Source organism: Ruoffia sp. FAM 26255 (genome assembly GCF_045528525.1).
In the GTDB taxonomy this organism is placed as follows: domain Bacteria; phylum Bacillota; class Bacilli; order Lactobacillales; family Aerococcaceae; genus Ruoffia; species Ruoffia tabacinasalis.
In genome coordinates this window covers 1-12,844 of sequence record NZ_JBGQQX010000027.1, presented here as the reverse complement: position 1 = coordinate 12,844, position 12,844 = coordinate 1, and the positions used below count along the sequence as shown (strand labels likewise).

Below are 12,844 nucleotides of genomic sequence, written 5' to 3'. Positions count from 1 at the left end.
GCACTTCCTCCTTTAAACTAGTTTGCTACTATGTTCACCAAACGATTCGGTACAACAATTACTTTACGGATTGTTTTCCCTTTTACGGCTTCTTGTACAGACTCTTGACTTAAAGCTAATTCTTCAACTACTTCTTTATCTAGATCAACATCAATATCTAATCTTGTAACTAATTTACCCATCACTTGGATAACAATTTCTACTTGGTCATCCACAGTTAATTCTTCAACAAACGTTGGCCATGCTTCTTCTGAAATACTTTCAGTGTGACCTAATTTTTCCCAAATCTCTTCTGCTAAGTGAGGAGCGATTGGGGCAAGTAATTTCACAAAGCCTTCAACAAATTGAATTGGTAAAACATCTACATCTTTTGCTTCATTTAAAAATATCATCATTTGTGAGATAGCAGTATTGAAGTGTAATTGCTCATAATCTTCCGTCACCTTTTTAACTGTTTGGTGATAAACTTTTTCTAACTCTTTACTATCTGACTCTTTGACACTATCTGCCAATGCGAGAGTATCTTCATTGATTAGTAAACGCCATACACGATCTAAGAATCGACGGCTACCTTCTAATCCATTCTCACTCCATGCGATTGACGCATCTAATGGTCCCATAAACATTTCGTAAACACGTAACGTATCTGCACCATATTCATTCACTACATCATCTGGGTTAACAACGTTACCTTTTGATTTAGACATTTTTTCATTATTCTCACCTAGGATCATTCCTTGGTTAAATAATTTTTGGAATGGTTCCTTAGTTGGAACGACACCAATATCATAAAGGAATTTATGCCAGAAGCGAGCGTATAGTAAATGAAGTACCGCATGCTCAGCTCCACCAATATATAAGTCAACATTGCCCCATTTTTCTAAGGCTTCTTGAGAAACCAATGCGTCTTCATTGTGAGGATCCATAAAGCGTAGGAAGTACCATGAACTACCTGCCCATTGTGGCATTGTATTTGTTTCACGACGTCCTTTCATTCCTGTTTCTGGATCTGTGACGTTTACCCACTCTTCAATGTTTGCTAATGGTGATTCTCCAGTTCCACTTGGTTGAATTTTGTCCGTTACTGGTAAAGTAACTGGCAGTTGGTCTTCTGGAACAGCTGTTGTTGTCCCATCTTCCCAATGGATCACTGGAATCGGCTCTCCCCAATAACGTTGACGAGAGAATACCCAATCACGTAAGCGGTAATTAATTTGACGTTCACCGAAATCATTCTCTTCTAACCAAGTATTCATTTTTTGAATTGCATCTTCTACGTTTAGGCCATTTAAGAATTCAGAGTTAATGTGTGGACCTTCACCATAATATGGCACTTCTTTTTCTGGTCCTTCAATCACTGGTACAATAGGTAAATCATATTTAGTTGCGAATGCAAAGTCACGTTCATCATGTGCTGCTGAACCCATAACCGCACCCGTACCATAGGAAGCAATCACGTAATCAGCAATCCAAATTGGAATTTCTTGTTTTGTTGCTGGGTTAATCACATATGACCCTGTAAATACACCTGTTTTATCTTTATTTAATGATGTACGTTCTAATTCACTCTTAGTTTCAACTTCACTAATATATGCACGGACTGCTTCTTCTTGTTCTGGAGTCATTAAGTCATTTACAATATCCAATTCCGGTGCTAATACGACATAAGAAGTTCCGAATAACGTATCAGGTCGCGTAGTATATGATTCGATGACTTTATCTGAACCTGCAACTTGGAATTTAATCATAGCACCTTCAGATTTACCAACCCAATGTTTTTGCATTTCTTTCACACTGTCTGGCCAGTTAACTTCATCTAAATCTTCAATTAATCTTTCAGCATATTCAGTGATTTTTAATACCCATTGTTTCATTGGGCGTCTGTATACAGGATGTCCCCCACGCTCAGAAACGCCATCAATTACTTCTTCATTCGCTAATACAGTTCCTAATGCCGGACACCAGTTAACCATCACATCATCTTGATAAGCTAAACCTTTTTCGAATAATTTTGTAAAAATCCATTGTGTCCATTTATAATAATTCGGATCCGTTGTATTAATTTCGCGGTCCCAATCGTAACTAAAGCCAAGTGATTTGATTTGACGTTTAAATGTTTGGATATTGTGTTCTGTAAAATCAGCAGGGTTATTCCCTGTATCTAAGGCATATTGCTCTGCTGGCAGACCAAAAGCATCCCATCCCATTGGATGTAGAACATCGAAACCTTGAGCACGCTTCATACGAGCAATCACATCAGTTGCTGTATACCCTTCTGGATGCCCAACGTGTAAGCCTTGTCCTGATGGATATGGGAACATATCTAACGCATAATATTTAGGATGATCGACACCACGATCCTTTGTTTTAAATGTTTCATTCTTGTCCCAATATTCTTGCCATTTCTTTTCAATGATACGATGTTGATAACTCATTTTCTTCCTCCAATAATCTATAAATTCTTTTTCATTATACAATATTTACAATAAAAAGTGAAAATTGCACTGTTTTAATCCATTTAAAATAAATTTCTCTCAAAAAAAATAAAAATACCCTATATTATCTAGCATATTCACTAAATAATATAGGGCGAGTGACCGCGGTACCACCTATGTTTATGACAATAATGTCATCTTAAGTACCTTAACGCGGTCAACACGGCTTACTCTATCATTACTTTCAAGTAAGCACCTAATTAGACGAGTTCAACAAAGCGATTGACTTATTTTCACCAACCATAAGCTCTCTAAACAATGACTTTATTTACTATTTCTAAGTAAAGTTTTATATAAATTCATTTGAATTATATCAAACTAACTGTATTAGTTCAATCCAATTGTTTGTCCAATAAAGATTGTTGTTGAACCGTTATTCTTTTCAATTAATTCATTAACATTTAAGCCATTACGACGTGCAATACTATATAAAGTATCGCCAACAGCTACTGTATATGAAGAATTCGTTGGAGCTTCCACTGGCTCTTCTACGACTGTTTCTTCAACAACTGGTGCCACTTCAGGTTCAATAATAGTTGTTGGCGTATTGTCCTCTTCAACAATAGTTGGTTGTGTTTCTACGTTAGATTCTACTGTAGAAGCTGGTGTACTTGTTGTAGCACCTGAAACTTTTAGTACTTGTCCTGGATGAATTAAATTGCTTGATAAGCCGTTTAATGCTTTCAATTGATTTAATGTCATACCATGGTTTACTGCGATACGGTATAGACCGTCGCCAGCCTTAACTGAGTATGAACCAGATGTGTTAGTTGAACCACCATTGTTTGTAGGTTCAGTTGGTTTAGTATTTGTTGAATCTGTATTCGGTGACGTATTATTTGAAGTCTCAGTGTTTCCTTGAGTTGCTCCACTTACTTTTAATACTTGACCTGGATGGATTAAGTTACTTGATAATCCATTTAATGATTTAAGTTGGTTTAATGTCATACCATGTTTACGAGCAATCGCGTATAAGCCATCGCCACGTTTAATTGTATATGACCCACCCACACTTGTATTTCCTTCAGTGTTATCTGAAGAGTTATTTGAATTTGCTGGTGGTGTACTTGGTTTTTCAACAATAGTTGAGCTACCAGGTAATTTAATGACTTGACCAGGATGAATTAAATTACTTGTTGTACCATTCGCAGCTTTAAGTGCATCGACTGTCGTTCCAAAACGACGTGCAATACCCCAGAAACCGTCTCCTGCTTTAACAGTATAAGTTCCCGCAATTGAACCCGCTTCGTTTGAACCTGTATTAGATTCTGGTGTAGAAGGAACTACGCTGACTGGTTTATCAGAACTAGCTAAATCATATTGTGTTAAATTATTTTCAGCAATGATACGGTTTAATTTGTCTCCGTAACGAGTATCTGTTGCGTAACGACCAGTTAAATGAGCCGTTGCATCTTGATACGAATTCGTATTACTGTAACGTGCACCTGAATAGAAGTTATAACGCCAGTTATTTACATCGTTATCTCCTGTTAATAATGACGCATAGTCAGTTAATGACTCACCATAATTATCGTAACGACGGAAAGCATCTTGAATTTGGTAATACTCTCCAGATCCATCGTCTTCTAATGTATCTTTTACAACAGAGTTTCCGTTGTATTCACCTTTAATTCCAAATAAATTATAGTTAGGTGCTTTTGATAAAGTACTATTACCCCATCCTGATTCTAATGCAGCTTGGGCAATCATTACTGATGCGTACAAGTCATTTTCAGCAGCAATTTGTTTTGCGTAATCTGTAATTAATCCTAAAAAATCTGATTGGCTAACACGACTACTTGATTGTGCTTGTACAACAACAGTGTCATTCGCTGACACATGACTTAAGACAGCACCTGCAGCCATAAGCACTAATCCAGCATTGATATGTTTCATCGCCTTTTTAGCTTTATTTTGGTTTACTAATCTTGCCTTGGCTTTCATTATTTCATGTCTACTTTTCACTTAATTACCCTCCACTATCAAACTATATAATAATATATTATAATCTTCGTCTATTATAGCTAATTTAATTCATTAAAAGTTCACATTTCTGGTCTTTTATTTTAGTTTTAATATATGTAACATAAATGTAACAGAGGAGGAATATAAAATGTATAACGCTTTACAATACAGTCATCAACTATTAAAACAACAGGTTCACAAAAATCCCCAAGGATTATTTATTGATGGAACCCTTGGGAATGGCCACGACAGTGCCTTTCTACTATCATTAAAAGATTTCACAGGTTCTCTTATTGGCTTTGATATTCAAGAAATAGCCATCCAAAATTCAACTAAACGAATTGAATCATTAGATCATTCTACAAAAGCATCCTATAAATTTATTTTAGATTCTCACGATAAAGTTTCTGAATATATTGAAGACAATCTAGTCCAAGGTGCTATTTTTAACTTAGGCTATCTTCCAGGTGGCGATCATAATGTCACGACAGAATTTACAAGTACCTTTAAAGCGGTTCAAGATATATTAGGTAATTTGGCTATTCACGGACAAATTATCCTAGTTATATATTCTGGGCATGAAAATGGTATGACCGAAAAATATAATTTGTTTGAAAAATTAGAAAAACTCCCACAAGAAAAATATCAAGTATTGGCGTATCAATTTATCAATCAAATAAATCATCCCCCAATGCTCTTAGTTATTGAAAGAATAAGATAATTTATTCTTTCTTTTTTTATTTTATAATTTGAAAACCCTTTTAAAAAAATATTGATAATTTTATTTTTCTGTCTATTTTTTCATAGTAAATGTTTTTTAGCATTAAAATTATGTGTTAAAATAATTACAAGTTTTATTATGCTACTTTAAACAAATTAGTAAAGGGGTTAAATTATGCATACAAATAAATTTTATGACTGGTTATTCCCAGGCATTTCTCTTGTCATGTTTGCAACGTTATTGGGCTCAATCTTAGCCCAGAGTGATTCAATGTCCGTTTTACAGTTAATTTCCTATTCTTCAGGGTTACTTGCCTACACCATGATGTTAACAGTCACATTCATGGGATCACGCCCACGATTTATAGAAAAATACTTTGGCATGCCTGAAATGTATGAAATTCACGCATTAATGGGTGTTGTTCTTTCGATTATGGGTGTTATCCATATTATTATCCAATGGAATGGCTTCCGTTGGATTACTGAGATGTCAACTGTTTCTCAAACGGGATTCCTCGCTGTCTTTTCATTAATTATTGTCATGTTTACAGGTATATTCTCACTTTCGGGTATATTCATTGATCGAATTCCACTATTACGAAAATGGAAAGAGTCAGTCTTTAATCGCGAATTGAGCTTATGGCTTCATAGACTTTCTATTGTAGCCATTGTTGCAATATATTTTCATTTATTCTTACTCCCATTTCTAAATGAAAATACACTATTTATGACACTTCTGACTATCTATACTGTTGCTATATTAGGTTATTATGTTATTTGGAAATTAAAATTATCTTTCGCACCAAAGTTTGAATTGAAAAGTATTAAACAAGGGACACCTTCATTATGGGTATTAGAATTTGAACCGAAAAATGGTTCGATTAAACCATACGTACCAGGAGATTATTTCTTTATTCGTTTCAAAAATGCTGACATCACAACTGAAGGACACCCTTTCTCAGCATCAAGTGCAATAACATCTGATTATTCGAATTCAATTGAGTTTATGATTAAAGAAGCTGGAGATTGGACTGGTTCTTTACAAAATGTCAATGTCGGAGATATCGCTACTCTAGAAGGTCCTTACGGAAATTTCTTCCCAGATGAAGTACAAGAATCCGAGGATCCTTTTGTCTTATTAGCGGGAGGAATTGGTTTAACACCTAATTTAAGTATCTTACGCCACGAACATGAAAAGAACTCAAACCGTAGAATTCATCTAGTTTGGGGCTTAGCGATTGAAGAAGATATGTTTATGATTGAAGAATTTGAAACAATGAAAGCTGCAAATCCAAATTTCTCTTATGATATTATCTTTTCAAATGAAGAAGTTGAAGGCTTCCCTCATGGCTTTATCACGCATGAATATTTAGAAGAACTTGGTGTAAGTTCACTTTATCAATCTGCCAAATTCTTTGTCTGTGGACCACCACCCATGTTAAATGCTTCAAAAACTTTATTAGATAATCAAAATGTCCCTGATGATCATATTTATCTGGATGAATTTGGTTTCTAGTCACCTATTAATAGAAAGGAAAAGTATATGACTAATAAATTATCTTTTATCATACAAGTTATATTTGTATCCATCCTTGTTTGGCTACTAACGACTTTATTGTTTACAAATGAATTTATTTTTAATAGCGGCGATGATGAGAGTGCTCAAGTTGACACAGTGGAAGTATCAGATGGTACTTTCACCGGATCTGCTGAAGGTCATAATGATCAGTTAACACTGGATGTAACAGTAGAGAATGGTGAAATAAGTCAAATTGATGTCACTGATCATAGTGAGACAGAAGGCATCTCGGATCCTGCTTTCGAACAAGTTCCAGAACAAATTATAGAATCAAATTCAACGGATGTTGAGATTGTCTCTGGAGCTACCTTTACTTCTGAAGCCATTATCAATGCTGTCAATAATGCCTTGGCAGAGGATTCTGGTGGAAGTTCTGAAGCTATAGCTCTCGAAGACGTTTCTGATGGCACTTATACGGGAACTTCCGAAGGACACAATGGTCTTATGACCGTCGATGTCACAGTAGATAATCAAGAAATTACAGATATTAACGTCGTTTCTCATCTTGAAACGGAAGGCCTTTCTGATCCAGCCTTCGACCAAGTACCAGATCAAATTATCGATTCAAATTCATTAGATGTAGAGATAGTTTCTGGCGCTTCTTTCACATCTGAAGCAATTCTCGAAGCAGTAAACGACGCCCTATCTCAAAATTAACAAAAACCCCTTTAGAAAGCTTTTTTGACAGCTTTACTAAAGGGGTTATTATATTATCTAGTTTAATTGTGATTGGATTAAATCAACCTTATCTAATTGTTCCCAAGGTAAATCTAAATCAGTTCGCCCAAAATGTCCATACGCAGCTGTTCCTCCGTAAATAGGACGTCTAAGATCCAACATTGAAATAATACCCGAAGGTGATAAGTCAAATGTATCACGAATTATCTTAATGATGACATCATCAGAATAACTACTTGTACCAAAAGTATTTAATGAAATTGACGTTGGTTCACTAACCCCAATTGCATAAGCTAATTGAAGCTCAACTTTACTTGCAACTCCAGCTGCTACAAGATTTTTAGCAACATAACGTGCAGCATAACTGGCTGAACGATCGACTTTTGTCGCGTCTTTTCCAGAGAAAGCTCCTCCACCGTGGTGAGCAGATCCTCCGTAAGTATCTACAATGATTTTACGACCCGTTAAACCAGAATCTCCAACGGGTCCACCAATAACGAATTTACCTGTTGGGTTAATAAAGTACGTTGTTTCTTCATCTAACCACTCTGTATTCACGACCGGTTTAATGACATGCTCAATAACATCTTCTCTAACTTGACTAAGTTCCACATCATTATTATGTTGTGTACTAATAACAAGATTATCAATGCGCTTTATTGTATCGTCTTCATTAAACTCAACCGTCACTTGTGTTTTTCCATCAGGACCTAAATACGGTAAAATCTCTTCTTTTCTAACTTTTGCTAATTGTTGCGCTAATTTATGACTTAATGAGATAGGTAAAGGCATATATTCTTCTGTTTCATTTGTTGCGAAACCGAACATAATCCCCTGATCTCCTGCTCCAATTAAACTTTGCTCTTCTTCATCTCTTGTCTCTAAAGCATCGTCTACTCCCATAGCAATATCAGGTGATTGCTCATCTAAGGATACTAATACCGCTACATTGTCAGCATCAAATCCGTATTTAAAGTTAACATAACCAATCTCGGCGATTTTCTTACGTACAATTTGTTGAATATCAACATAAGCTGTTGTCGTAATTTCTCCAAAAACTAGAACTAATCCAGTATTCACTGCTGTCTCACAAGCAACACGCGCATTAGGATCTTGAGCTAAAATCGCATCTAAAATCGCATCACTAATTTGGTCAGCAATCTTATCTGGATGTCCTTCAGTCACAGACTCCGATGTGAATAATTTTCTTTCCTTCATAATGTCTCCCCCACTATATTATTTGGTTACAAGGCATATTCACTTTAATTCAAGTGAACCCTATCGGGACTTTTGATTTGTAACGAATGTCATTATATCACACAACAATAGGCATTCACACTATAAGTGATAGAAACTAGATAAATGATTAAATTGGTACCAATATTTTTAGCATAGATACGAAATTAATGATAGAATGTATAAAGATAACTCATCTTTACGATAGTAACTGAGAGTAATCAACTCAACGTATTAAGTCAATCAAGTTAAGATGAGGTGATATTCTATCTTTATCTTTGGAGAATGAATATCAGACAAATAAGTATTAATAAAATAATGATAGTTAAGCTATCGAATTTTTTATATGAAAGGTATAGTCAATGAAGTTAATAACTCGCTTTTTACAGAATCCGTACGTTAAAATATTTGTTTCGCCCCTAGCATCCATACTTTTTGGATTAATTCTAGGAGCTAGCCATACTGAATCCATTCGGTGGCTTCCAATGTTACTGTTGTTTCTAATTGTCGTGTTTGGTCAATTAATAGATCATTTCCTATATTTACGAATCGACAAACAAACACCAGAAGTAGCGCCTAATGTCTTATTGTATGTACTTGAAGGTATATTGTTAATTAGTACCATTATCTTTATGTTTAATTCACACTGGATCATCAGTGTTCTGCTCGTCTTTTATATTGTATTCATTCATGTGCAATATATGCCGTTTAAGATGACTGGTACAATTTATCACTTTTTATTATCTGTATTCTTTAATGGTTTTATGATGAATGTGATTGCGTATAATTCACAAACATTTGCAGTAACACAAACATTTTTAATTAATACTATTCCGATTGTATTAATGTTTATTGTTTTAAACTTAGAAGTATTTAAATTGAAGAATATCATTATTAATTTCAAACAAATAACCGTTTTTCAACGGTTCCCAGTTGTTAGTTTAGTAGTTTGTGCCCTTGCATTATTAAGCGGGTTCTACTTCTCATTACCTTCTTCATCTTATTATATTGTTCAAATTCTATTTGTTTTACTAAGCGCCGTAACGATGTTACCTTTACTTGTTAAAACACAACATGAAAAACAAACACAAAACAAAATGAATTATATTCACGCAGTAACCTTAATTTTCACATTATTATACAGTTTGAGTCAATTGTATTAAAACAGAACGAATGAAATGCTAAAAGGAAAACTTTAGTCATTTTATTCGTTCTTTTTGTTTTGATTTTTATAGGGTGTTGTTGTCTTCTTTTTCGCTTTCTTCACGACTTTCAGCTGCTTCATCAATTGATTGATTTACACGAGCTTCAATTTCATCTGCTTCTTCATAAGCTTTAGTAGACTTTTCTCGAGCTTCTTCACGTTGCTCTTCGCCTTCAGCAATTGCGTTTTGACGTAATTCTTCAGCTTTACGCGCAGCTTCTTCTTTTAATTGTTTTCCTTCATCAATCGCTTCTTTTAAGTTCTCATCTGCTGAAGTATGAACACTCTCTCGAGTTTCACCTACTTGGCGCTTTACATCTTCGACAGCTGAATCCGCTCGATCTTTGTAGTTTTCACGAATTTCATCAACATGACCTCGACCAGATGCAACGGCTTGTTTAGCTTCACCTTCAACCTGTTGTGCAATACCTTTTGCTTGAGTTTCAGCATCATCAGTTGCTTTACCAAACACTTCTTTAACTTTTCCAACAATTTCGTCTTTTTGACCTTCTAAGTTTTTCCATGTATCAGACATATCGTTACCTCCATTTAATTTGTTTATAATTTTAATATAGCAAATTAAATGATTTTAAGCAATAATACCGCTTCCAAAAAATATAAGAATTGATCTTGTTTATCAAACTGCTCAATTTATACTATAAAAATAACAACAATTCAAAAATAATAAAGGATTATATTTACTACAATTATATAAAATTTAATTATTGTATTGAGAAATATTTTGAAAATTTTATCAAATATACTAAGTCAGTAAAATGATAGTATAATATTATATTATATAAAATTGCTTTAAGGATTATACTTATCATCTTCTAAAAAATTAAAAAGGCATCCATGAAACGAATCATAAATACCTGAACACAAAAAAAGAACGCCAAGCGTTCTTTGAATCATTAAGCGGGTGACGAGAATCGAACTCGCGACAACAGCTTGGAAGGCTGTAGTTTTACCACTAAACTACACCCGCATAATATAACGGTCCGGACGGGATTTGAACCCGCGATCTCCTGCGTGACAGGCAGGCATGTTAACCCCTACACCACCGGACCAATGTATTTTTAATTTTAAAATCAATAAGGAGGATAAGGGATTCGAACCCTTGCGCGCTTTTACACGCCTGACGGTTTTCAAGACCGTTCCCTTCAGCCGGACTTGGGTAATCCTCCGTGATGAAAGTAAAATTAATGATCCGTACGGGACTCGAACCCGTGTTACCGCCGTGAAAGGGCGGTGTCTTAACCGCTTGACCAACGGACCAAAACAATATAAATATTAATTTTAGCAATAATACGAATATAAAACTTACGGAGAAGGAGGGATTTGAACCCTCGCGCCGGCAAAACCGACCTACACCCTTAGCAGGGGCGCCTCTTCAGCCTCTTGAGTACTTCCCCAAATCCAAAATTTTATAGTTTTAATATCACTAATGGGCCTGAGTGGATTCGAACCACCGACCTCACCCTTATCAGGGGTGCGCTCTAACCAACTGAGCTACAGGCCCGTATGAAATTAAAAGCGGGTGACGAGAATCGAACTCGCGACAACAGCTTGGAAGGCTGTAGTTTTACCACTAAACTACACCCGCATAATTAAGTAAGTAGTTAAGTTTAGTATTAAGATAAAATTGCGGGGGTAGGATTCGAACCTACGACCTTCGGGTTATGAGCCCGACGAGATGCCAGCTTCTCCACCCCGCGATAATGTTTAAAAGGAGGATAAGGGATTCGAACCCTTGCGCGCTTTTACACGCCTGACGGTTTTCAAGACCGTTCCCTTCAGCCGGACTTGGGTAATCCTCCAAAATATATATTATGTGTTTTTTACGGTCTTCAATGGACCTTGTAGGACTCGAACCTACGACCGGACGGTTATGAGCCGTCTGCTCTAACCAACTGAGCTAAAGGTCCTATATAGCGGCGAAGGGGATCGAACCCATGACCTCCCGGGTATGAACCGGACGCTCTAGCCAGCTGAGCTACACCGCCTTTATAAAATATTAATGGAGAATAGCGGGATCGAACCGCTGACCTCCTGCGTGCAAGGCAGGCGCTCTCCCAGCTGAGCTAATTCCCCATAATATCGATCGGGAAGACAGGATTCGAACCTGCGACCCCTTGGTCCCAAACCAAGTGCTCTACCAAGCTGAGCTACTTCCCGAAATTATAAACGCACCCTGTAGGAGTCGAACCTACAACCGCCTGATTCGTAGTCAGGTACTCTATCCAATTGAGCTAAGGGTGCTCTTTTCTATTTATTTAACACATAACTAAGTGTTATGCCGAGGGCCGGAATCGAACCGGCACGGTAGTCACCCACCGCAGGATTTTAAGTCCTGTGCGTCTGCCAGTTCCGCCACCCCGGCAATATGCCGAATTTACTTCTCTTGGCAAAGCGGAAAACGGGGTTCGAACCCGCGACCCCCACCTTGGCAAGGTGGTGCTCTACCACTGAGCTATTTCCGCGTTGATGCCGGCTAAAGGAGTTGAACCCTCGACCCTCTGATTACAAATCAGATGCTCTACCAACTGAGCTAAGCCGGCTTATTAAGTTAAAATGCGGGTGAAGGGACTTGAACCCCCACGCCCGAAGGCGCTAGATCCTAAATCTAGTGCGTCTGCCAATTCCGCCACACCCGCGTTTGTCTCTTTATAAGAGAATGAGTCGTACAGGGATCGAACCTGTGACCCTCTGATTAAAAGTCAGATGCTCTACCAACTGAGCTAACGACTCTTGAGACATGGAGGATGACGGGATCGAACCGCCGACATCCTGCTTGTAAGGCAGACGCTCTCCCAGCTGAGCTAATCCTCCAAAATATAAACAATGCATGGCAACGACCTACTCTCACAGGACCAAAGGTCCAACTACCATCGGCGCTAAGAAGCTTAACTGCTGTGTTCGGCATGGGAACAGGTGTATCCTTCTTGCTACCATCACCACACATTG

General features: G+C 36.9%; 8 protein-coding genes, 20 tRNA genes, 1 rRNA gene, 1 riboswitch and 1 other annotated feature. Of the genes, 4 read left to right on the top strand and 25 right to left on the bottom strand.

Annotation, left to right across the window (positions count from 1 at the left end):
- Window positions 1-17: 17 nt before the first annotated feature.
- Window positions 18-2,435 (bottom strand): leucine--tRNA ligase, encoded by a 2,418-nt coding sequence (gene leuS / locus ACEN31_RS06680; RefSeq protein WP_407108995.1) that lies wholly within the window; start codon window positions 2,433-2,435, stop codon window positions 18-20.
- 147 nt (window positions 2,436-2,582) lie between these two features.
- Window positions 2,583-2,788 (bottom strand) — a binding site (T-box leader).
- Between the two features lie 34 nt (window positions 2,789-2,822).
- Window positions 2,823-4,460 carry a LysM peptidoglycan-binding domain-containing protein gene (locus ACEN31_RS06675; RefSeq protein ID WP_407108994.1) on the bottom strand — a complete coding sequence of 546 codons (1,638 nt, stop codon included), beginning with the start codon at window positions 4,458-4,460 and terminating at the stop codon, window positions 2,823-2,825.
- Between the two features lie 148 nt (window positions 4,461-4,608).
- Between ACEN31_RS06675 and ACEN31_RS06670 the strand changes: the two genes are divergently transcribed.
- The 3 genes from ACEN31_RS06670 to ACEN31_RS06660 all read left to right on the top strand — a co-directional run bounded on the left by ACEN31_RS06670 (window position 4,609) and on the right by ACEN31_RS06660 (window position 7,416).
- On the top strand, window positions 4,609-5,181 hold the full coding sequence (locus ACEN31_RS06670; RefSeq protein ID WP_407108993.1) for a tRNA (mnm(5)s(2)U34)-methyltransferase: 573 nt from the start codon (window positions 4,609-4,611) through the stop codon (window positions 5,179-5,181).
- A 174-nt stretch (window positions 5,182-5,355) separates the two neighbouring features.
- Entirely contained in the window at window positions 5,356-6,696 is a 1,341-nt protein-coding gene (locus tag ACEN31_RS06665) for a hypothetical protein (RefSeq protein ID WP_407108992.1), read from the top strand.
- A 27-nt stretch (window positions 6,697-6,723) separates the two neighbouring features.
- On the top strand, window positions 6,724-7,416 hold the full coding sequence (locus ACEN31_RS06660; RefSeq protein ID WP_407108991.1) for an FMN-binding protein: 693 nt from the start codon (window positions 6,724-6,726) through the stop codon (window positions 7,414-7,416).
- Window positions 7,417-7,473: 57 nt separating this feature from the next.
- On the opposite strand, the gene metK is transcribed toward ACEN31_RS06660, so the two are convergent.
- Entirely contained in the window at window positions 7,474-8,655 is a 1,182-nt protein-coding gene (gene metK / locus ACEN31_RS06655; RefSeq protein ID WP_407108990.1) for a methionine adenosyltransferase, read from the bottom strand.
- Window positions 8,653-8,743, bottom strand: a riboswitch (SMK box riboswitch). It overlaps the preceding gene by 3 nt.
- A 415-nt stretch (window positions 8,744-9,158) precedes the next feature.
- On the opposite strand from metK, the gene ACEN31_RS06650 reads away from it, so the two are divergent.
- Window positions 9,159-9,836 carry a hypothetical protein gene (locus tag ACEN31_RS06650; RefSeq protein WP_407108989.1) on the top strand — a complete coding sequence of 226 codons (678 nt, stop codon included), beginning with the start codon at window positions 9,159-9,161 and terminating at the stop codon, window positions 9,834-9,836.
- A 66-nt stretch (window positions 9,837-9,902) separates the two neighbouring features.
- On the opposite strand, the gene ACEN31_RS06645 is transcribed toward ACEN31_RS06650, so the two are convergent.
- The 22 genes from ACEN31_RS06645 to rrf form a co-directional block, all read right to left on the bottom strand.
- Window positions 9,903-10,412 (bottom strand): CsbD family protein, encoded by a 510-nt coding sequence (locus ACEN31_RS06645; protein WP_138405024.1) that lies wholly within the window; start codon window positions 10,410-10,412, stop codon window positions 9,903-9,905.
- A 382-nt stretch (window positions 10,413-10,794) separates the two neighbouring features.
- Window positions 10,795-10,865 (bottom strand) — tRNA-Gly (locus ACEN31_RS06640).
- A 9-nt stretch (window positions 10,866-10,874) separates the two neighbouring features.
- A tRNA-Asp gene (locus ACEN31_RS06635) sits at window positions 10,875-10,947 on the bottom strand.
- A 27-nt stretch (window positions 10,948-10,974) separates the two neighbouring features.
- A tRNA-Ser gene (locus ACEN31_RS06630) sits at window positions 10,975-11,064 on the bottom strand.
- A gap of 19 nt (window positions 11,065-11,083) precedes the next feature.
- Window positions 11,084-11,155 (bottom strand) — tRNA-Glu (locus ACEN31_RS06625).
- 48 nt (window positions 11,156-11,203) lie between these two features.
- Window positions 11,204-11,292: transfer RNA gene (locus ACEN31_RS06620), tRNA-Ser, on the bottom strand.
- A gap of 33 nt (window positions 11,293-11,325) precedes the next feature.
- Window positions 11,326-11,399 (bottom strand) — tRNA-Ile (locus ACEN31_RS06615).
- Window positions 11,400-11,412: 13 nt separating this feature from the next.
- Window positions 11,413-11,483 (bottom strand) — tRNA-Gly (locus tag ACEN31_RS06610).
- 39 nt (window positions 11,484-11,522) lie between these two features.
- Window positions 11,523-11,595 (bottom strand) — tRNA-Met (locus ACEN31_RS06605).
- Window positions 11,596-11,607: 12 nt separating this feature from the next.
- Window positions 11,608-11,697 (bottom strand) — tRNA-Ser (locus ACEN31_RS06600).
- A gap of 34 nt (window positions 11,698-11,731) precedes the next feature.
- Window positions 11,732-11,805, bottom strand: a tRNA-Ile gene (locus tag ACEN31_RS06595).
- Between the two features lie 4 nt (window positions 11,806-11,809).
- Window positions 11,810-11,883: transfer RNA gene (locus tag ACEN31_RS06590), tRNA-Met, on the bottom strand.
- A gap of 15 nt (window positions 11,884-11,898) precedes the next feature.
- Window positions 11,899-11,971, bottom strand: a tRNA-Ala gene (locus ACEN31_RS06585).
- A gap of 10 nt (window positions 11,972-11,981) precedes the next feature.
- Window positions 11,982-12,055: transfer RNA gene (locus ACEN31_RS06580), tRNA-Pro, on the bottom strand.
- A gap of 10 nt (window positions 12,056-12,065) precedes the next feature.
- Window positions 12,066-12,139: transfer RNA gene (locus ACEN31_RS06575), tRNA-Arg, on the bottom strand.
- A 35-nt stretch (window positions 12,140-12,174) separates the two neighbouring features.
- Window positions 12,175-12,260, bottom strand: a tRNA-Leu gene (locus ACEN31_RS06570).
- Between the two features lie 28 nt (window positions 12,261-12,288).
- Window positions 12,289-12,360 (bottom strand) — tRNA-Gly (locus ACEN31_RS06565).
- Between the two features lie 5 nt (window positions 12,361-12,365).
- Window positions 12,366-12,438: transfer RNA gene (locus ACEN31_RS06560), tRNA-Thr, on the bottom strand.
- A 14-nt stretch (window positions 12,439-12,452) separates the two neighbouring features.
- Window positions 12,453-12,534, bottom strand: a tRNA-Leu gene (locus ACEN31_RS06555).
- Between the two features lie 21 nt (window positions 12,535-12,555).
- Window positions 12,556-12,628, bottom strand: a tRNA-Lys gene (locus ACEN31_RS06550).
- A gap of 8 nt (window positions 12,629-12,636) precedes the next feature.
- Window positions 12,637-12,709 (bottom strand) — tRNA-Val (locus ACEN31_RS06545).
- Between the two features lie 14 nt (window positions 12,710-12,723).
- Window positions 12,724-12,839: ribosomal RNA gene (gene rrf / locus ACEN31_RS06540) — 5S ribosomal RNA — on the bottom strand.
- Window positions 12,840-12,844: the final 5 nt, after the last annotated feature.